Origin of the sequence: Streptomyces sp. NPDC086023 (assembly GCF_044540325.1) — a bacterium.
In the GTDB taxonomy this organism is placed as follows: Bacteria; Actinomycetota; Actinomycetes; order Streptomycetales; family Streptomycetaceae; genus Streptomyces.
Window position 1 is genome coordinate 311,859 of record NZ_JBITRX010000005.1, and the last position, 17,861, is coordinate 329,719.

The window sequence follows — 17,861 nt, forward strand, 5'->3', positions numbered from 1 at the left end:
GCAGCCGTACGGCGCAGGGCCGCCACCGCGTGGTGCGGGGACGGCCCTCCGTACGGTCGTGCTCAGCAGCAGCGGAAGCCCTCGCGCGGGTCGCCCTCGCGGGCGTCCGTGCGGGCCCGCTCGAACTCCCGGCGGGTCGGCACGGGGGCGTCCGGGTCGTGGCCGCGGGCGTGGGCGACGTGGCGCTCGTACGCCGCCTCGCCGGTGAACTCGCGGACGTAGAACCGGATCCGGCCCAGCAGGCCTGCCGCGGTCATGAGGAGACCGGCTCCTTCACGCGGCCGCCGCCCGAGTCGAGGCCCGCGGCGGCGAGCTCGGCCTTCTCCTCGGCCGTGGCGATCAGACCGGCCGGGGCGATGATCTTCGACTCGACGTACGGCGTCTCGTGCAGCACCACCGACTCCGGCTTGCGGACGGCCTTCAGGCACACCCACAGGGCGTCGAACAGCACCACCAGGATCAGGATCGCGAACAGCGCGCACAGCACGCCGTCGACCGTGGAGTTGGTGACCACCGTGTGCATGTCGTCCATGGACTTGGCGGGCGGCAGCACCTTGTCCGCGTCGATGCCGGCCAGGTACTTGTCGCGCTGGGCGAAGAAGCCGACCCGCGGGTCCTCTGAGAAGACCTTCTGGTAGCTCGCGGTGAGCGTCACGGCCGCGTCCCAGGCCAGCGGGACGCCCGTCACCCAGGCCCACTTCAGGCGGCCGGACTTCACCAGCAGCGTGGTGCAGACGGCCAGGGCGACGGCGGCCAGCAGCTGGTTGGCGATGCCGAAGAGCGGGAAGAGCTGGTTGATGCCGCCCAGCGGGTCGTTCACGCCGACCCACAGGAAGTAGCCCCAGGCGCCGCAGACGAGCGCGCTCGCGATCCAGACGCCGGGCTTCCAGCTGACCTGGCGGAACGGCTTGTAGACGTTGCCGAGGGTGTCCTGGAGCATGAACCGGCCCACGCGGGTGCCCGCGTCCAGGGTGGTGAGGATGAACAGCGCCTCGAACATGATCGCGAAGTGGTACCAGAAGGCCTTCATCCCGGCGCCGCCGACCACGGCCGAGAAGATCTCGGACATGCCCAGGGCGAAGGTCGGCGCGCCACCCGTGCGCGAGAGCAGGGTGGCCTCCTCCACGTCCTTGGCGGCCTGCGCCAGGGCCTCCGGGGAGATGGTGAAGCCCAGGCCCGCGATGGCCTCCGAGGCGGACTGCACGGTGGTGCCGACCACGCCCGCGGGGGAGTTGACCGCGAAGAAGAGGCCGGGCTCGATGATGCAGGCCGCGATCATGGCCATCACGGCCACGAAGGACTCGGTCAGCATCGCGCCGTAGCCGATCATCCGGACCTGGGTCTCCTTCTGGACCATCTTCGGGGTGGTGCCCGAGGAGACCAGGGAGTGGAAGCCGGAGAGGGCGCCGCACGCGATGGTGATGAAGACGAACGGGAACATCGACCCGGCGAAGACCGGCCCGTCGCCGCGCGACGCGAACGACGTGACCGCGTCCATCTTCAGCGTCGGCATCGCGATGACCACGCCCAGCGCCAGCAGCGCGATGGTGCCGACCTTCATGAAGGTGGACAGGTAGTCGCGCGGGGCGAGCAGCAGCCAGACCGGCAGCACCGAGGCCAGGAAGCCGTAGCCGACCATCCAGAGCACCAGCGTGGTCGGCTTCAGGGTGAAGAACGCGGCCCAGGAGGACTCCGCGACCCAGCCGCCGGCGACGAGCGCGAGCAGCAGCAGGGCGACGCCGATGAGGGAGACCTCGGTGACCCGGCCCGGCCGCAGCACGCGCAGGTAGACGCCCATGAAGAGGGCGATCGGGATGGTCATGCCGATGGAGAAGACGCCCCACGGGGAGTGCGAGAGCGCGTTGACGATGACCAGCGCCAGCACTGCCAGCAGGATGATCATGATGGCGAATACCGCGATCAGGGCGGCGGCGCCGCCCACCGGGCCGATCTCCTCGCGCGCCATCTGGCCGAGCGAGCGGCCGTCGCGGCGGGTGGAGAAGAACAGGGTCACCATGTCCTGCACGGCGCCGGCGAAGATCACGCCGACGACGATCCAGATGGTGCCGGGCAGGTAGCCCATCTGGGCCGCCAGCACCGGGCCGACCAGCGGGCCGGCGCCCGCGACGGCGGCGAAGTGGTGCCCGAAGAGCACCCGCCGGTCCGTCGGGTGGTAGTCGACACCGTTGTCAAGGCGTTCGGCGGGGGTGGCCCGCGTCTTGTCGACGCGGAGTACGCGGTGGGCGATGAAGCGGGAGTAGAAGCGGTACCCGATGGCGTACGAGCCCAGGGCCGCGGCAAGCATCCACGCGGCCGAGACCTCCTCGCCGCGGGAGAGCGCGAGCACGGTCCAGCCCGCCGCGCCGACCAGCGCCACCAGTGCCCAGACTGCGACGGACTTCGGCGTCAGGCGGCCGGACGGACCCGGCCGCGGAGACGGAGAAGGCGAGCCCGCCGTACCGGCCGAGCCCGCCGTGTTCCCTTGTGTACCTGTTGATTCCGGTTCCGGCATGACCCTCGTCCCCTCGTGATCATCTGCGCAATCGCAGGGAATCTACGGGGAGCGGACCGCCGGGCGTAAGACCCCGTCCGCAATCCGGTACGGGGTCCCCGGTGTCCGGGCAGGTCAGGCCGCCGGAGGCGGCGGGCCGCCCGGGCGCCTGCCCGGCGGATGCGTCAGGTCGCCGGACGCGTCAGGTCGCCGGATGCGTCAGGCCGACGGGGGCGCCGGCCGCTTGAGCCGCGCGACGAACTTGTACCGGTCGCCGCGGTAGACCGACCGCACCCACTCCACCGGCTCGCCGTCGGCGTCGAGGGAGTGCCGGGACAGCATCAGCATGGGCAGGCCGACGTCGGTGCCGAGCAGGCCGGCCTCGCGCGGGGTGGCCAGGGAGGTCTCGATCGTCTCCTCGGCCTCCGCCAGGTGGACGTCGTACACCTCCGCGAGGGCGGTGTAGAGCGACGTGTACTTGACGAGCGAGCGGCGCAGGGCCGGGAAGCGCTTGGCCGAGAGGTGCGTGGTCTCGATGGCCATGGGCTCGCCGCTGGCCAGACGCAGGCGCTCGATGCGCAGGACGCGGCCGCCGGGGGTGATCTTGAGCAGCCCGGCGAGGGTGTCGTCCGCGGTCACGTAGCCGATGTCGAGCAGCTGGGACGTCGGCTCCAGGCCCTGGGCACGCATGTCCTCGGTGTAGGAGGTCAGTTGGAGCGCCTGGGAGACCTTGGGCTTGGCGACGAAGGTGCCCTTGCCCTGGATCCGCTCCAGACGGCCCTCGACCACCAGCTCCTGGAGCGCCTGCCGGACGGTGGTCCGGGAGGTGTCGAATTCGGCCGCGAGGGTGCGCTCCGGGGGCACCGGGGTGCCCGGAGGGAGCGTTTCGGTCATATCGAGCAAATGCCGCTTGAGTCGGTAGTACTTGGGCACGCGGGCGGTACGTGTGGCCGCCCCGCCCTCGGGCTCGGTAAGCGCCCCTTCGGTGGCCATCGCCGCCGTCCTTCCCGACTCCAGTTTCACAGCCGTCACCGGCTCCTCCGTCTCTTGCGGTCACATCGTGACACGGGCCGGAGCACGGACGTCGCCCCTCCCTGAGGTGTCGGTCCGGTAACGGACTGGCACCTCGTTTATTAGACCCTTGACACCCCCAAAGGTCTAGGCCAAGCTCCAGGCTACTGGTCTAAACCAATATGGATCAGATCCCGGCCCCACGGCAGTACTTGGCGTATTTCACGTACGGCGGGCAGGGGGAGTGCAGGCATCCCTGAGGAGGGTGGCGTGAAGCGCAAGCTCATCGCGGCGGTTGGTGTCGCGGGCATGGTCATCGGTCTGGCGGCGTGCGGTGGCACCGACGGCAAGAAGGAGGGCGGCGACAAGGCCTCCGGTGCCAAGGAGCTGACCGTCTGGCTGACCGTCGACGCGCAGAACAACTGGCCGGACCTGGTCAAGGCCGCCGACGACGCGATCATCGCGAAGCACCCGGGCCTGAAGGTCAAGCACGAGTACTACGGCTGGCCGGACAAGAACGCCAAGCTCGACGCCGTGCTCGCCACGGACAAGGCCCCGGACGTTGTCGAGATGGGCAACTCCGAGATGATCGGCTACATGTCGACCGGCGCCTTCGCCGAGGTCGACCCGTCCAAGTTCGACAACTCCGCGCAGTGGCTCGACGCCCTGAAGGAGTCCGTCACGTACGACGGCAAGACCTACGGCGTCCCCTACTACGCCGGTGGCCGCGTCGGCACCTGGCGCAAGGACGTCGCCGCCGAGGCGGGCGTCAAGGCCGCCCCGAAGACCTGGGCCGAGCTGACCGCCGCGCTCGACGCCATCCAGAAGAAGAAGGGCGCGAAGTTCAGCGCCTGGTACCAGCCCTCGCCGGACTGGTACGCGGCCATGTCCTTCGTCTACGACGCGGGCGGCGCCATCGCCAAGAACGAGGGCGGCCAGTGGAAGTCCTCCCTGTCCTCCCCCGAGTCGCTCAAGGGTCTCAAGCAGTACAAGGAGATCCTCGACAAGTACATGCACGCCGACAAGACCAAGGACGAGGCCGACCGCCCGGTCGTCTTCGGCCAGGGCAACTCCGCCGCGATCTTCGCCGCGGCGTGGGAGGGCGGCACCGCGGCCACCCCGGAGAACGACAAGGTCGGCAAGCTCGCCGACAAGCTCGAGAACTTCGTGATGCCCGGCCCGAACGGCAAGAACCTCCCCGTCTTCCTCGGCGGCTCGGACCTGGCGATCCCGTCCAAGTCCGACGCGCAGGACATCGCGGCCGAGTGGATCAACGCCTTCACCGGCGCCAAGGGCCAGGCCGGCCTCATCGCCAAGGGCAACCTGCCGAACAACAAGACGGACCTCGGCCCGCTGAAGGCCGACCCGAAGACCCAGGTCGCCGCCACCGCGGCCGAGTCCTCCTGGTTCGTCCCCACCGCTCCGGGCTGGGGCCAGGTCGAGAAGGCCAAGGTCCTGCAGACCATGCTCCAGGAGATCGGCACCGGCAAGAAGTCGGTCGAGGACGCGGCCAAGGCCGCCGACGCCGCGATCGACAAGGTCATCAACACCAAGTGACCTGACCGGGCAGGGCCCCGCCGCTGAAGGCGGGGCCCTGCTGCCCGTACCAAGAGAGGGACCGCTGAGGAGCGCGCGATGAGTGCCGCACAGACCACCACCGCCGATCTGCCACCGGCGAAGGAAACGCCTTCGTCCAAAGCCGCGACCGGGAGTACGGGCACGCCGCGCAGAGGGGACCGCCGCGGGGGCTCCGTGACCCCCTGGCTGCTGCTGGCCCCCTGCCTGCTGGTCATCGTGCTGGTCATGGGATACCCGCTGCTGCGCCTGGTCTCCCTCTCCTTCCAGAGCTTCGGCAAATCCGAGTTGTGGGGCTTCAAGGACGCCGAGTGGGTCGGCTTCCAGAACTTCACCGCCATCCTCGGCGACGGCGAGTTCTGGGCCGTGGTCCTGCGCACCGTCCTCTTCGCCGGCGGCGCGGTCGTCCTGACCATGGTCCTCGGCATGCTGATCGCCCTGCTGCTCCAGCGGGTCTCCGGCTGGGTCAAGGCCCTCATCAGCATCGCCCTCGTGGCGAGCTGGGGCATGCCCATCATCGTGGCCACCGCCGTCTTCAAGTGGCTCTTCGACGCCGACTACGGCGTGCTCAACTACCTGCTGAGCAAGCTGCCGGGCGTCGAGATGATCGGCCACAACTGGTTCGCCAGCGGCCCCCAGGGCCTCGCGGTGATCATGCTCCTGGTGGTCTGGGGCGCGGTCCCGTTCGTGGTCATCACCCTCAGCGCGGGCCTCACCCAGGTGCCCAAGGAGCTGGAGGAGGCCGCGCGCCTCGACGGCGCCGGCGCGTGGGGCGTGTTCCGCCACGTCACCCTCCCGATCCTCAAGCCGATCATCGTCATGCTGACGACCCTCTCGGTGATCTGGGACATGGGTGTCTTCCCGCAGGTCTTCGTCATGCGCAACGGCAACCCCGAGGCCGAGTTCCAGCTGCTGACGACGTACTCGTACCAGAAGGCCTTCGTCGTCAACGACTACTCCGGCGGCTCCGCGATCGCCCTCGTGACCGTCCTGCTCCTGCTGGGCGTCGTCGCCGTCTACATGCGCCAGATGCTCAAGATCGGAGAGGTGGAGTGACCTCGACCGCCGCGACCCCGCGCCTCGCCCGCCGCAAGGGCTTCAGGAAGTCCAAGCTCGGCTGGAACCTCCTCGGCCTCCTGGTCTTCGTCACCGCCGGCTTCCCGGTCTACTGGATGCTCAACACGGCGTTCAAGCCCGCCAAGGACGCCATCGACCCGGAGCCCCACTTCTTCCCCCGCACCTGGACCCTGGACAACTTCCGGCGCGCGCTCGACATCGCCGACTTCTGGGGCCCGGTCGGGCGCTCCATGCTGGTCTCGTCCGTCGTGGTCGTCATCGGCATCCTGGTCGGCATGCTGGCCGCACTCGCCATCTCCCGGTTCGCCTTCCGCGGCCGGAAGATCGTGATCGTCGGCATCCTCGCCGTCCAGATGGTCCCGCTCGTAGCGATGATCATCCCGGTCTTCCTGCTGCTGAACGACCTCGGTCAGTACGACAAGCTCACCGGCCTGATCATCACGTACCTGACCTTCATCCTGCCGTTCACGGTGTGGACCCTCCGCGGCTTCATCGTCAACATCCCCAAGGAGCTGGAGGAGGCCGCGATGGTCGACGGCTGCACGCCGACCGGCGCCTTCCTCCGCGTGGTCTTCCCGCTGCTCGCCCCCGGCATGGTCGCCACCTCCGTCTACGGCTTCATCCAGGCGTGGAACGAGTACCTGTACGCCCTGATGCTGATGAGCCAGCAGAACCAGACGGCCACCGTCTGGCTCGGCAACTTCACCACGAAGAACGGCACCGAGTTCGCCCCGATGATGGCCGGCTCCACCATGATGGCCGTGCCGATCGTCGTGCTGTTCCTCATCGTCCAGCGCAAGATGGCCGCGGGCCTCACCGCGGGCGCAGTGAAGGGATGACCCTCCCGATGACGATCACCGCCCACCAGACGGACACTCTGACCCGCGACGCCCTGGCCGTGCTCCAGCCCGGCTTCCTGGGCACCACCGCCCCCGACTGGCTGCTCCGCCGGGTCGGCGAAGGGCTCACCGCGGTCGGCCTGTTCGGCCGCAACATCACCTCGCCCGGCCAGCTGGCCGCGCTCACCGCGCAGCTGCGGGCCGAGCGGGACGACGTACTCGTCGCCATCGACGAGGAGGGGGGCGACGTCACGCGCCTGGAGGTGCGCGACGGTTCCTCCTTCCCCGGCAACCTCGCCCTCGGCGCGGTCGACGACACCGGCCTGACCCACGAGGTGGCCCGCGAGCTCGGCCGCCGCCTCGCGGCCTGCGGGGTCAACCTCAACTGGGCCCCGTCGGCCGACGTCAACTCCAACCCGGACAACCCGGTCATCGGCGTACGGTCCTTCGGCGCCGACACCCACCTCGCCGCCCGGCACACCGCCGCCTACGTCGAGGGCCTCCAGGCCGCCGGCGTCGCCGCGTGCACCAAGCACTTCCCGGGCCACGGCGACACCAGCGTGGACTCCCACCACGCCCTCCCGCGCATCGACGCGGACCTGGACACCCTCTACGCCCGCGAACTCGTGCCCTTCAAGGCCGCGATGGCCGCCGGCACCAAGGCCGTCATGAGCGCGCACATCCTGCTGCCCGCGCTCGACCCCACCCGTCCGGCGACCCTCAGCCCGCAGATCCTCACCGGCCTGCTCCGCGAGGAACTGGGCTACCAGGGCCTGATCGTCACCGACGGCATGGAGATGAACGCCATCGCCGGCACGTACGGCATCGAGCGGGGCTCCGTCCTCGCCATCGCCGCCGGCGCCGATGCGATCTGCGTCGGCGGCGGGCTCGCCGACGAGGAGACCGTGCTGCGACTGCGCGACGCGCTGGTCGCGGCCGTGCGCGAGGGCAGCCTGCCCGAGGAGCGGCTCGCCGACGCCGCTGCACGGGTGCGCGCCCTCGCCGACTGGACCCGGCAGGCCCGGGTCGCCGACGGGCCGGGCGCGTCCGGCAAGGAGGGGAACGCGCCCGGCACGGCGGACATCGGCCTCGTCGCGGCCCGCCGCGCGGTACGGGTCACCCGCACCGCCGAGGTGACGGTGAAGGCGCCGTACGTCGCCACGCTCAGCCCGGTCGCGAACATCGCGGTCGGCGACGAGACCCCCTGGGGGCTCGCCGGACCGCTGGCCGCCCTGCTGCCGGACACCACCGCGGGTACCTACGCCGAGGGCCCGGACGTGGCCGGCGCGATCCTGGCCGCCTCGGGCGACCGCACGGTCGTGCTCGTCGTGCGCGACGCCCACCGGCACCCGTGGATGACCGCCGCCCTCGACGCCGTGCTCGCCGCCCGGCCCGGGACGGTCGTGGTCGAGATGGGCCTGCCGCGCGCCGAGCCCCGTGGGGCGGTGCACATCGCCACGCACGGCGCCGCCCGCGTCTGCGGCACGGCCGCGGCCGAGGTGATCGCGGGGCTCTGACCCCGCCCCGGAACCCCGGCGGGGGCCGGGCGCCCGAGGAGGGGCGCCCCGTCCCCGCCGTATCCAGGCACCGTACGGCCCCCGGCTCGTACGGACCCCAGGCACCGGGACCGCCCCCAGGCAGCGGCGCATCCCGGACACGCGGAAGGGCCCGGCTCCCCCAGGAGCCGGGCCCTTCCGTCGTAGCGGAGCGGGGCCGTGGGGCCCTCGCGCCTACAGGCCTTGCCAGGCGGGCTTGTTGGCGAAGGTGTGCCGGAAGTAGTCCGCCAGCTTCAGCTTCGAGGCGGCCGCCTCGTCGACCACGACGGTGGCGTGCCGGTGCAGCTGGAGGGCGGAGGCCGGGACGAGCGAGGAGACCGGGCCCTCGACCGTCTGGGCCACGGCCTCGGCCTTGCCCTCGCCGGTGGCCAGCAGCACCAGGTGGCGGGCGTCGAGGATGGTGCCTATGCCCTGGGTGATGACGTGGTGGGGCACCTGGTCGATGTCGTCGTCGAAGAAGCGCGCGTTGTCCACGCGGGTCTGCTCGGTGAGCGTCTTGATGCGGGTGCGCGACGCGAGCGAGGAGCAGGGCTCGTTGAAGCCGATGTGCCCGTCGGTGCCGATGCCGAGCAGCTGGAGGTCGACGCCGCCGGCCTCGGCCAGCGCCGCGTCGTACGCCTCGCAGGCGCCCACGATGTCCTCTGCGGTGCCGTCGGGGCCCATGAAGGAGGCCTCGGACAGGCCCAGGGGCTCGACGACCTCGCGCAGGACCACGGAGCGGTAGGACTCCGGGTGCCCGGCCGGCAGGCCGACGTACTCGTCGAGCTGGCAGATGCGGGCACGGGTGACGTCGACCTCGCCGCCGCGGACCTTGGCGGCGAGGGCCTCGTAGACGGGCAGCGGGGTCGAGCCGGTCGCCACGCCGAGCAGGGCGTCGGGCTTGCGGCGTACCAGGGAGGCCATGGCCTCCGCGATGAGCTCTCCGCCCGCCTTCGCGTCCGGGACGATGACAACTTCCACGCTGGGCCTGCCGATCTGGGAGAAGGAAGTCTTGGTGGTATAGACCAATCTAGCAGAGCTTGGCCCTCCGCACCCGGGTCTGCGCAGCTTCCATCGTGGGCCGGATCGGGCGCTCCCGCGCGCCCGCCGGGGGTGCCGCCGGGCCGTGGCCGCGACAGACTGGACGGGTGAGCGCCGTGGAGCGTCCCGGGCGGCTGATGTCCGCCGAGATGGACGAGCAGCCCGCCGTACTGCGCCGCCTGTTGAACGAGGGCGCGGAGGCGATCCGCGCCACCGCCGAGGCCATCTCCCAGAAGCGCCCGCGCTTCGTGCTGCTCGCCGCCCGCGGCAGCTCCGACCACGCGGCCCTCTACGCCAAGTACCTGCTGGAGGTGCGGCTGGGCTTGCCCTGCGGCCTCAGCTCCATGTCCACCACGACGGCCTACGGGGCCACCCCCCGGCTCCAGGACGTGCTGGTGATCACCGTGAGCCAGTCGGGCGGCTCCCCGGACCTGGTGGCCTCCACCCAGGCCGCCCGTGCCGCCGGGGCCGTCACGCTGGCCGTCACCAACAACCCCGACTCCGCCCTGGCGGCGGTCTCCGAGCACCACGTCGACGTGCTCGCCGGCCCGGAGCGGGCCCTGCCGGCCACCAAGACGTACACCGCCTCGCTGCTGGCCCTGTACCTCCTCGCCGAGGGGCTGCGGGGCGGCGACGGGGCCGCGCGGACCGCCGCACCCGTGCCGGAGCTGGCGGAGCGGATCCTGGCCCGGCGCGAGGAGGTCAGGACGCTCGCCGCCCGGTACCGGTTCGCCGAGCGGATGGTGATCACCTCGCGGGGGTTCGGCTACCCCACCGCCCGCGAGGCCGCGCTCAAGCTCATGGAGACCAGCTACATCCCCGCCCTCGCCTACTCGGGCGCCGACCTGCTGCACGGCCCGCTGGCGATGGTCGACAACGTCTCCCCGGTGATCGCCGTGGTCACCGAGGGCCGGGGCGGCGAGGCCCTCCGGCCCGTCCTCGACCGGCTGCGGGGGAGGGGCGCCGACCTCGTCGTGGTGGGCCCCCGGCCCCAGGTCGAGGCCGCCGCGGCCGGGTTCGTGCTGCCCGTGGACGGGCTGCCCGAGGAGCTCCAGCCGGTCCTGGAGATCCTGCCGCTGCAGCTCCTGGCGTACGAGGTGACCCTCGCCCGGGGCCAGGACCCGGACGCCCCGCGCGCCCTGGCGAAGGTCACCGAGACGCACTGACCCGCACCGGGCCGCCCTGCGCGCGCGGGGCGGCCCCGGGCGCGCGGGTCAGAGCAGGCTCATCTGGAGCCCGCCGGTGGCGTCGAGGTGCTGGCCCGTGACCCAGCGGGAGTCGGGCGAGGCCAGGAAGGCGGCCACGTCCGCCACCTCCTCCACCGTGCCGATCCGGTGGAAGACCGAGCGGGACGCGGCGTGCGCACGGGCGGCCGGATCGGCCAGCCAGGCGGCGTTGAGGTCGGTCTCGGTGATGCCGGGGCCCACCGAGTTCACCGTGATGCCGCGCGGCGCCAGCTCCGCCGCGAGCGAGCGGGTCAGCGCGTTCACCGCCCCCTTGGCCATGACCGTGGCGAGGATCGCGGGCAGCGAGATGTGCGGCGTGCCGGTGACGTTCACGATCCGGCCGCCGTCGCGCAGCCGCGACAGCGCGGCCCGGGTGACGAAGAAGGGCGCCTTCGCGTTCACCGCGTGGATCAGGTCGTACGTCTCCTCGTCGGTGTCCGCGAGCGTCGCGAAGGTCGCCGCGCCCGCGTTGTTCACCAGCACGTCCACGCCCTCGGTGGCCTCGGGGTGGGCGTCGTACGCGGCCCAGAGGGCCTCCGCGGCCCCCGGCGTCCCGAACTCCGCGCGCAGGGCGAAGGCCCGCCCGCCGGCCTCCGTGATCGCGGCCACGGTCTCCTCGGCCGCCTTCTCGTTGCTGCCGTAGTGGACGGCCACCAGCGCCCCGTCCCGCGCCAGCCGCTCGGAGACGGCCCGCCCGATGCCCCGGCTGCCGCCCGTCACCACTGCCGTCTTGCCGCTGAGCACGCCCATGACGCGCCCCCCTTTTCTCTAGTGGTCGCTACAGAAAGGGACCGTACCAGATTCACTAGCGCCCGCTATAGAATTCGCGCATGGCGACCGGACAGCGCGGCAGGCCCCGCTCCTTCGACCGCGACGCGGCCCTGAACGAGGCCATGCGCGCCTTCTGGGTCCACGGCTACGAGGCCACCTCGATCTCGGACCTGACCCGGGCCATGGGGATCGGCGCGCCCAGCCTGTACGCGGCCTTCGGCGACAAGCGGAAGCTGTTCGACGAGGTGGTCGAGGTGTACGCGGGCACGTACGGGGCCTTCGGCGCCCGCGCCCTCACCGAGGAGCCCACGGCGCGCGCCGGGATGGAGCGCACCCTGCGGGAGGCGGCCGTCTCGTACACGAGCCCCGACCACCCGCCCGGCTGTCTGGTCATCAGTGCGGCGACCAACTGCGCCACGCCCGAGGTGGAGGAGGCACTGCGGGGCCGGCGCAACGCCAACATCGCCCTCTTCGAGAGCCGGATCCGGGCCGACGTCGCGGCGGGACTCCTGCCGGCCGGCACGGACGCGGCCGCGCTGGCCCGCTTCGGCGGGGCGGTGCTGCAGGGCATGTCCCAGCAGGCGCGGGACGGCGCGACGCGGGAGGAGCTGGAGGCGCTGGCGGAGCGGGCGATGCTGGCCTGGCCGCGGTAGGCGGCGTCGGGGAGAGCGTCGGGGGAAACCCCCGGACGGCCCCCGGAAACCACCCGGAAGGCCCCCGGAAAAGCCCCAGGGCCACGGTGTCGGACGGGACCCTCAACCCGTCCGGCACCATGGCCCGGAGTTGCTTCGGCCGAAGGGTGTGCGGTCCCTGCGGCCGGTGGTGGAGGTGCCTGCGCGGTCAGGGCAGAACGCGCGGCTTACCTCACTCCGTCCTCCTGTGCGGGGAGGGCGGAAGTCTCTTCTTACCTCAGCATTGTGGACTAGACCATTCTGTTCTGTCCATCCAATGACAGGGACCAAAGGCCCGTCACTTCCTCCAAGATACGCGGCCTCGCGGCCGTCTGGGTATTCCCGCTGCGAAACTCCTGCCCAGAGCCCGGGTACCCTCGGCTGCGTGCCCTCCATGAACGACCTCGTACGCCAGCACACCGCCCTCAGCGAGACGGAGCTGGAGTGGCTCCACATGCTGGTCTCGGAGTGGCAGCTGCTCTCCGACCTGTCCTTCGCGGACCTGGTCCTGTGGGTCCCCACCCTCGACGGCACGCGCTACGTCTCGGTCGCCCAGATGCGCCCCAACACCGGTCCGACCTCCTACCAGGACGACATGGTCGGCCACCTGGTGCCGCGCGGCCGCCGCCCGCTGCTCGACGCGGCCCTGGACGAGGGCCGGATCGTGCGCGAGGGTGACCCGGAGTGGCGCGAGGAGGTGCCCGTACGGGTCGAGTCGATCCCCGTACGGCGCGAGGGCCGGGTCCTGGGCGTCATCGCCCGCAACACCAACCTGCTCACGGTGCGCACCCCGAGCCGGCTGGAGCTCACGTACCTCCAGTCGGCCTCCGACCTGGCCCAGATGATCGCCGCCGGAACGTTCCCGTTCCCCGGCCAGCAGGTCGACATGGACGCCTCGCCGCGCGTCGGCGACGGGCTGATCCGCCTCGACGCGGAAGGCGTCGTCACGTACGCCTCGCCGAACGCACTCTCGGCATACCACCGGCTCGGGCTCGCCTCGGACCTGGTCGGCCAGCACCTCGGGAGCATCACCGCCGAGCTGGCGCCCTCGCGCGGGCCGGTGGACGAGGCCCTGGTCAAGCTGGCCAGCGGCTGGGCCCCGCGGGAGACCGAGATCGAGGCCAACGGCGGGGTGATCCAGCTCCGGGCGATTCCGCTCAAGCCCAAGGGGACCCGGATCGGTTCTCTGGTGCTGTGCCGAGACGTCACCGAACTCCGGCGCCGCGAACGCGAGTTGATCACCAAGGACGCCACCATCCGGGAGATCCACCACCGGGTGAAGAACAACCTCCAGACGGTCGCGGCCCTGCTGCGGCTGCAGGCCCGCCGGATGGACTCCGACCAGGGCCGGGAGGCGCTCAACGAGGCGGTGCGGCGGGTCGGTTCGATCGCCATCGTCCATGAGACGCTGTCTCAGAACCTGGACGAGCGGGTGGAGTTCGACGAGATCGCCGACCGCGTGATCGCGATGGTCGCCGAGATCTCGCCGGGGAAGGTCGACTGCCGGCGCACCGGACGCTTCGGCATCCTCGACGCCGAGGTCGCCACCCCGCTGTCGATGGTGCTGACCGAGGTGCTGCAGAACGCGCTGGAGCACGCCTTCGCGCCGGGGGAGCGGGGCACGGTCGAGGTCGGGGCGGTGCGCAGCGGCACGGGCCGGGACGACGCGCGGCTCCTGATCACCGTGCTGGACGACGGCCGGGGCCTGCCCGAGGGCTTCGACCCGCAGCGCGCCGGGAACCTCGGCCTGCAGATCGTACGGACCCTCGTCGAGGGCGAGCTCGGCGGCAGCTTCGACATGCGGCCGCGCCCCGAGGGCGGCACCAAGGTCGTGCTCGACGTCCCCGCTGTCTCCCAGAAGTAGCCCGTCGGAAACCGGGCATATGCCCTGTCACACAGAGTGATCATGCCGAGGGGGCGGCCGTCCGCGGCTCTGTGGGCCGGAAATCCGGCGGGAAGTTCCGGAAAAGCACTGAGCCCCGGACCGATTTCCCGGTCCGGGGCTCAAGAGCACGTTGCTGAGCGCTATATGGGTGGTGCTACGCGCTGCGGCTCGAGGCTCGAAAGTCGATGTCAGGCGCTGGCGTTGCGCGCCCGGTTGCGGGCGGCGCGGCGCTTCATCGCGCGGCGCTCGTCCTCGCTGAGGCCGCCCCAGACGCCGGAGTCCTGGCCGGACTCGAGCGCCCACTGCAGGCACTGCTCCATCACGGGGCAGCGGCGGCAGACGGCCTTGGCTTCCTCGATCTGCAGCAGCGCAGGACCGGTGTTGCCGATGGGGAAGAACAGCTCGGGGTCTTCCTCACGACAAACGGCGTTGTGACGCCAGTCCATGGCTGCTACCTCTCTTGTGTGACTTGCACGTTGCTTGTGAATGTGAACGCTTTCACGAATCCCTTCGCGAGGGAAGGGCCGACGCCCAGGGGTTTTCCTGGTGCGGTCCGATTCGTGGAGGGGTTCTGGCGGTCATGGGGGCCGGTTCTGCGGGCTGTCCCGATCGCCATGTAGAGATTCGCAAACCTCGGACGGGGATACAACCCCTTCCGGAAAGTTTTTTTTGATTCGTCGGTGTCGACTAGGTCACAGCCGTACTTCTATGGGGTGGACCCGCGCCTAAACGTTCGAGTGCAAGGACTTTGAGGTCTTCTACTCACACAATCACACGCAGTGCACGGCGTACGCCTGTGAACCGCACGCTCGTACGCAGCCCGAGGTGGTCGCCGTCCATCTGGAAAGGAAGCGGCACCTTCGAATGCAAGGTGAAGTCGGTCAGATCGTGCAGAGAGACCGCGTGCTTGCCCTGCGGGCCGCGCTCAGGAGTCGAGGTCAGGAGCTGTGTCGCGTAGCGCGCGATCGCCGGAGTTGACAAACGGTCCAGGCCCAGCACGTCAAGCGCGGTGTCGAAGGAGGCCTCGGGGGAGGCGTAGAGCGGCCGGTTCCCCAGGAACGTCCACGGTGACGTGTTGCACACTATCGACAGCACCAGGTCGCGGACCGGCTCCGCGTCCGGCCGCTCCAGCGTGATCGTCCCGCTCCGGCGGTGCGGCTCCTCCAGGAACTGGCGTACGAGCTGTCGAATGTAGAGGGCGTGCGTCGAACGCTTGCCCCGTTCCCGCTGCTGTTCGACCCGCCCCACGACACCCGCGTCGAAGCCGAAGCCCGCGCAGAACGTGAACCAGCGGGACGGCACCGCCTCGTCCTCCGTGCCCGGCGTGCCCGAGGCCAGGCCCAGGCCCACGGTCCGCTCCCGGCGCTCGCGCAGCGCGTCGAGGATGGCGCCGGTCGCCTCCACGGGGTCGTTCGGCAGGCCCAGGGCCCGGGCGAACACGTTGGTCGAGCCGCCGGGCACCACGGCCAGGCCGGGCAGCCGCTCCGGGTCGGGCCCGTCGTGCAGCAGACCGTTGACCACCTCGTTGACCGTGCCGTCGCCGCCCAGGGCGACCACCAGGTCGATGTCCTCGCCGGACGCCGCCTTGCGGCCGAGGTCCCGCGCGTGCCCCCGGTACTCGGTGGTCACCGCCTCCAGCTTCATCTCGCTGGCCAGGGCGTGGATCAGCACGTCGCGCACGCGTGCACTGGTGGTGGTAGCCGCCGGATTGACCACGAGGAGTGCACGCATGAGCGCCAGATTACCCACCCGTTCCGGGGCCGCCCATACGGGTCACCCCGGAAGGGCCGCGGCTACCCTGCTGGGGTGAGTACGAAGCAGACCCCCGCCCCCGCCGGACCGGCCGCCTCCGGTCCCGTGCCCGCCCGGCTGACCGCCGCCGCCGCGCTCACCGCGCTGGAGGGCCTGGCCCTGGCCGGCCTCGGCGTCTACATGCTGCTGGTGGGCGTCCTGGGCGACCCGGACTCCCCGCAGCAGGCCGAGACCGGCGGCATCACGCTGCTCGCGCTCGCCGCCCTGCCGCTGGTCGCCGCCCGCGGGCTGCGGCTGCGCCGCCGCTGGAGCCGGGGCCCCGCCCTGATGACCCAGCTGATGGCGATGCCGGTCGCCTGGACCCTGTACAACACGGGCGGCGCGATGATCGCCGCCGCGGCCGCGCTGGCCCTGGCCGCCGTCGCCGTCGTCGTCCTCGTGGTGAACCCCACGGCGACCGAGGCCCTGGGCGCGGGCCCCCGTACCGCCGGCGAATAGCCGCGGGAACGGCGGAGGGGCGCGGTGGTCCCGTACGGACCGCCGCGCCCCTCCGCTTCCCGCCTACTCCTCCACGAGGAGCTTCTCCCGCAGCTGCGCCAGGGTCCTGGCCAGCAGCCGGGACACGTGCATCTGCGAGATGCCGACCTCCTGCGCGATCTGCGACTGGGTCATGTTCCCGAAGAACCGCAGCAGCAGGATCCGCTTCTCCCGTGGCGGCAGACCCTCCAGCAGCGGCTTGAGGGACTCGCGGTACTCGACCCCCTCCAGCGCCTCGTCCTCCGCGCCCAGGGTGTCCGCGACGGCCGGGGACTCGTCGTCCGTGTCCGGCACGTCCAGGGAGAGCGTGCTGTAGGCATTGGCCGATTCCAGCCCCTCCAGCACCTCCTCCTCGGAGATCCCCAGCCGCTCGGCCAGCTCGTGCACCGTGGGGGAGCGGCCGTGCTGCTGCGACAGCTCGGCCGTCGCCGTGGTCAGCGCCAGGCGCAGCTCCTGGAGGCGCCGGGGGACGCGTACCGCCCACCCCTTGTCACGGAAGTGGCGCTTGATCTCGCCGACCACCGTGGGGGTCGCGTACGTCGAGAACTCGACGCCCCGGTCCGGATCGAACCGGTCCACCGACTTGATCAGGCCGATGGTCGCGACCTGGGTGAGGTCGTCCAGCGGCTCGCCGCGGTTGCGGAACCGGCGGGCCAGGTGCTCGACGAGGGGCAGGTGCATGCGCACCAGCCGGTTGCGCAGTTCCGCCCGCTCCGGGGAGCCCTCGGGGAGCTCCCGCAGCCGGACGAAGAGGGCCCGCGCGCCGCTGCGGTCGCGGGGGTCCTGCTGTTCCGCCGTGTGGTTGTCCTGCCGCTCGTTCTCGCTCATAGGGCCCGCCCGTCGCTCCGCCGAGTCCAAAAAGCCGTCTTCCGCCGGGTGTGGCCGGGCGTGCTGCTGCTCCGGGATGCCACCGCCGGCGTGCTGCGCCGCCCGGGACACCCCCCGGACCTCCTCCGGGGGGACACCCATGCCCCGCACCGGGACGTCCTCGCCGCTCACGCCGGACCGGGTCCCGCGCCGCGCTGTTTGTAGAGGCTGATGCTGACCGTACGGTCCTCCGCGACCGTGGACTCGACCTTGCCCGCCAGGGCGGACAGCACCGTCCACGCGAACGTGTCGCGCTCCGGCGCCCGCCCGTCCGTGGTCGGGGCCGACACGGTCACCTCAAGCGAATCGTCCACCAGCCTGAACACACAGCTGAGGACGGAGCCTGGGACGGCCTGCTGCAGCAGGATCGCGCACGCCTCGTCGACCGCGATGCGCAGGTCCTCGATCTCGTCGAGGGTGAAGTCCAAACGTGCCGCGAGGCCGGCCGTGGCCGTGCGCAGCACCGACAGGTAGGCACCCGCGGCCGGCAGCCGGACTTCCACGAAGTCCTGCGTCCCGGGCTCGCCTGCGATCTGGGACACCCTCACCTCCAAGGTGGTACGAGCTCTGTTCGCCGGTGACG

General features: G+C 71.4%; 17 protein-coding genes. 8 read left to right on the top strand and 9 right to left on the bottom strand.

What is annotated here, in order from left to right; genetic code table 11:
- Window positions 1-62 precede the first annotated feature (62 nt).
- The 3 genes from ACIF6F_RS13010 to ACIF6F_RS13020 form a co-directional block, all read right to left on the bottom strand.
- Window positions 63-257 (bottom strand): YbdD/YjiX family protein, encoded by a 195-nt coding sequence (locus tag ACIF6F_RS13010; protein ID WP_399945264.1) that lies wholly within the window; start codon window positions 255-257, stop codon window positions 63-65.
- Window positions 254-2,410, bottom strand: coding sequence for a carbon starvation CstA family protein (locus ACIF6F_RS13015; RefSeq protein ID WP_399945569.1), 2,157 nt, complete (start codon window positions 2,408-2,410; stop codon window positions 254-256). The genes ACIF6F_RS13010 and ACIF6F_RS13015 overlap by 4 nt, the downstream gene beginning before the upstream one ends.
- A 300-nt stretch (window positions 2,411-2,710) precedes the next feature.
- Window positions 2,711-3,484, bottom strand: a complete 774-nt coding sequence (locus ACIF6F_RS13020) for a GntR family transcriptional regulator (protein WP_399945268.1) — start codon at window positions 3,482-3,484, stop codon at window positions 2,711-2,713.
- A gap of 288 nt (window positions 3,485-3,772) precedes the next feature.
- Between ACIF6F_RS13020 and ACIF6F_RS13025 the strand changes: the two genes are divergently transcribed.
- The 4 genes from ACIF6F_RS13025 (at window position 3,773) to ACIF6F_RS13040 (ending at window position 8,510) form a co-directional block, all read left to right on the top strand.
- A complete protein-coding gene (locus ACIF6F_RS13025) occupies window positions 3,773-5,059 on the top strand; it encodes an extracellular solute-binding protein (RefSeq protein ID WP_399945271.1) in 1,287 nt (428 codons plus the stop codon).
- 78 nt (window positions 5,060-5,137) lie between these two features.
- Complete coding sequence (locus tag ACIF6F_RS13030; protein WP_399945274.1) at window positions 5,138-6,133, top strand: carbohydrate ABC transporter permease; 996 nt, start codon at window positions 5,138-5,140, stop codon at window positions 6,131-6,133.
- On the top strand, window positions 6,130-6,993 hold the full coding sequence (locus tag ACIF6F_RS13035) for a carbohydrate ABC transporter permease (protein ID WP_399945276.1): 864 nt from the start codon (window positions 6,130-6,132) through the stop codon (window positions 6,991-6,993). Before ACIF6F_RS13030 ends, ACIF6F_RS13035 begins: the two co-directional genes overlap by 4 nt.
- 8 nt (window positions 6,994-7,001) lie before the next feature.
- Entirely contained in the window at window positions 7,002-8,510 is a 1,509-nt protein-coding gene (locus ACIF6F_RS13040; protein WP_399945279.1) for a glycoside hydrolase family 3 protein, read from the top strand.
- Window positions 8,511-8,723: 213 nt separating this feature from the next.
- Here the strand turns inward: ACIF6F_RS13040 and nagB are convergent, their stop codons facing one another.
- A complete protein-coding gene (nagB, locus tag ACIF6F_RS13045) occupies window positions 8,724-9,509 on the bottom strand; it encodes a glucosamine-6-phosphate deaminase (RefSeq protein ID WP_399945573.1) in 786 nt (261 codons plus the stop codon).
- A gap of 197 nt (window positions 9,510-9,706) precedes the next feature.
- On the opposite strand from nagB, the gene ACIF6F_RS13050 reads away from it, so the two are divergent.
- A complete protein-coding gene (locus ACIF6F_RS13050; protein ID WP_399945576.1) occupies window positions 9,707-10,735 on the top strand; it encodes an SIS domain-containing protein in 1,029 nt (342 codons plus the stop codon).
- Between the two features lie 48 nt (window positions 10,736-10,783).
- On the opposite strand, the gene ACIF6F_RS13055 is transcribed toward ACIF6F_RS13050, so the two are convergent.
- The gene (locus ACIF6F_RS13055) at window positions 10,784-11,545 is read right to left on the bottom strand and encodes an SDR family oxidoreductase (protein WP_399945282.1); all 762 of its coding nucleotides are present in this window, start codon (window positions 11,543-11,545) and stop codon (window positions 10,784-10,786) included.
- Between the two features lie 80 nt (window positions 11,546-11,625).
- On the opposite strand from ACIF6F_RS13055, the gene ACIF6F_RS13060 reads away from it, so the two are divergent.
- Window positions 11,626-12,219 (top strand): TetR/AcrR family transcriptional regulator, encoded by a 594-nt coding sequence (locus tag ACIF6F_RS13060; RefSeq protein WP_399945285.1) that lies wholly within the window; start codon window positions 11,626-11,628, stop codon window positions 12,217-12,219.
- Window positions 12,220-12,631: 412 nt separating this feature from the next.
- Window positions 12,632-14,101: a sensor histidine kinase gene (locus tag ACIF6F_RS13065; protein WP_399945578.1), complete on the top strand. Its 1,470-nt coding sequence runs from the start codon at window positions 12,632-12,634 to the stop codon at window positions 14,099-14,101.
- Window positions 14,102-14,310: 209 nt separating this feature from the next.
- On the opposite strand, the gene ACIF6F_RS13070 is transcribed toward ACIF6F_RS13065, so the two are convergent.
- Together ACIF6F_RS13070 and ACIF6F_RS13075 are read right to left on the bottom strand one after the other, a co-directional pair.
- Entirely contained in the window at window positions 14,311-14,568 is a 258-nt protein-coding gene (locus ACIF6F_RS13070; RefSeq protein ID WP_003953983.1) for a WhiB family transcriptional regulator, read from the bottom strand.
- Between the two features lie 316 nt (window positions 14,569-14,884).
- A complete protein-coding gene (locus ACIF6F_RS13075) occupies window positions 14,885-15,853 on the bottom strand; it encodes a diacylglycerol/lipid kinase family protein (protein WP_399945288.1) in 969 nt (322 codons plus the stop codon).
- A gap of 75 nt (window positions 15,854-15,928) precedes the next feature.
- On the opposite strand from ACIF6F_RS13075, the gene ACIF6F_RS13080 reads away from it, so the two are divergent.
- Entirely contained in the window at window positions 15,929-16,372 is a 444-nt protein-coding gene (locus tag ACIF6F_RS13080; protein ID WP_399945291.1) for a hypothetical protein, read from the top strand.
- A gap of 63 nt (window positions 16,373-16,435) precedes the next feature.
- On the opposite strand, the gene ACIF6F_RS13085 is transcribed toward ACIF6F_RS13080, so the two are convergent.
- Both ACIF6F_RS13085 and ACIF6F_RS13090 read right to left on the bottom strand, forming a co-directional pair.
- Complete coding sequence (locus tag ACIF6F_RS13085; protein WP_399945293.1) at window positions 16,436-17,380, bottom strand: RNA polymerase sigma factor SigF; 945 nt, start codon at window positions 17,378-17,380, stop codon at window positions 16,436-16,438.
- Window positions 17,381-17,406: 26 nt separating this feature from the next.
- On the bottom strand, window positions 17,407-17,820 hold the full coding sequence (locus ACIF6F_RS13090) for an anti-sigma regulatory factor (RefSeq protein ID WP_399945296.1): 414 nt from the start codon (window positions 17,818-17,820) through the stop codon (window positions 17,407-17,409).
- Window positions 17,821-17,861 lie beyond the last annotated feature (41 nt).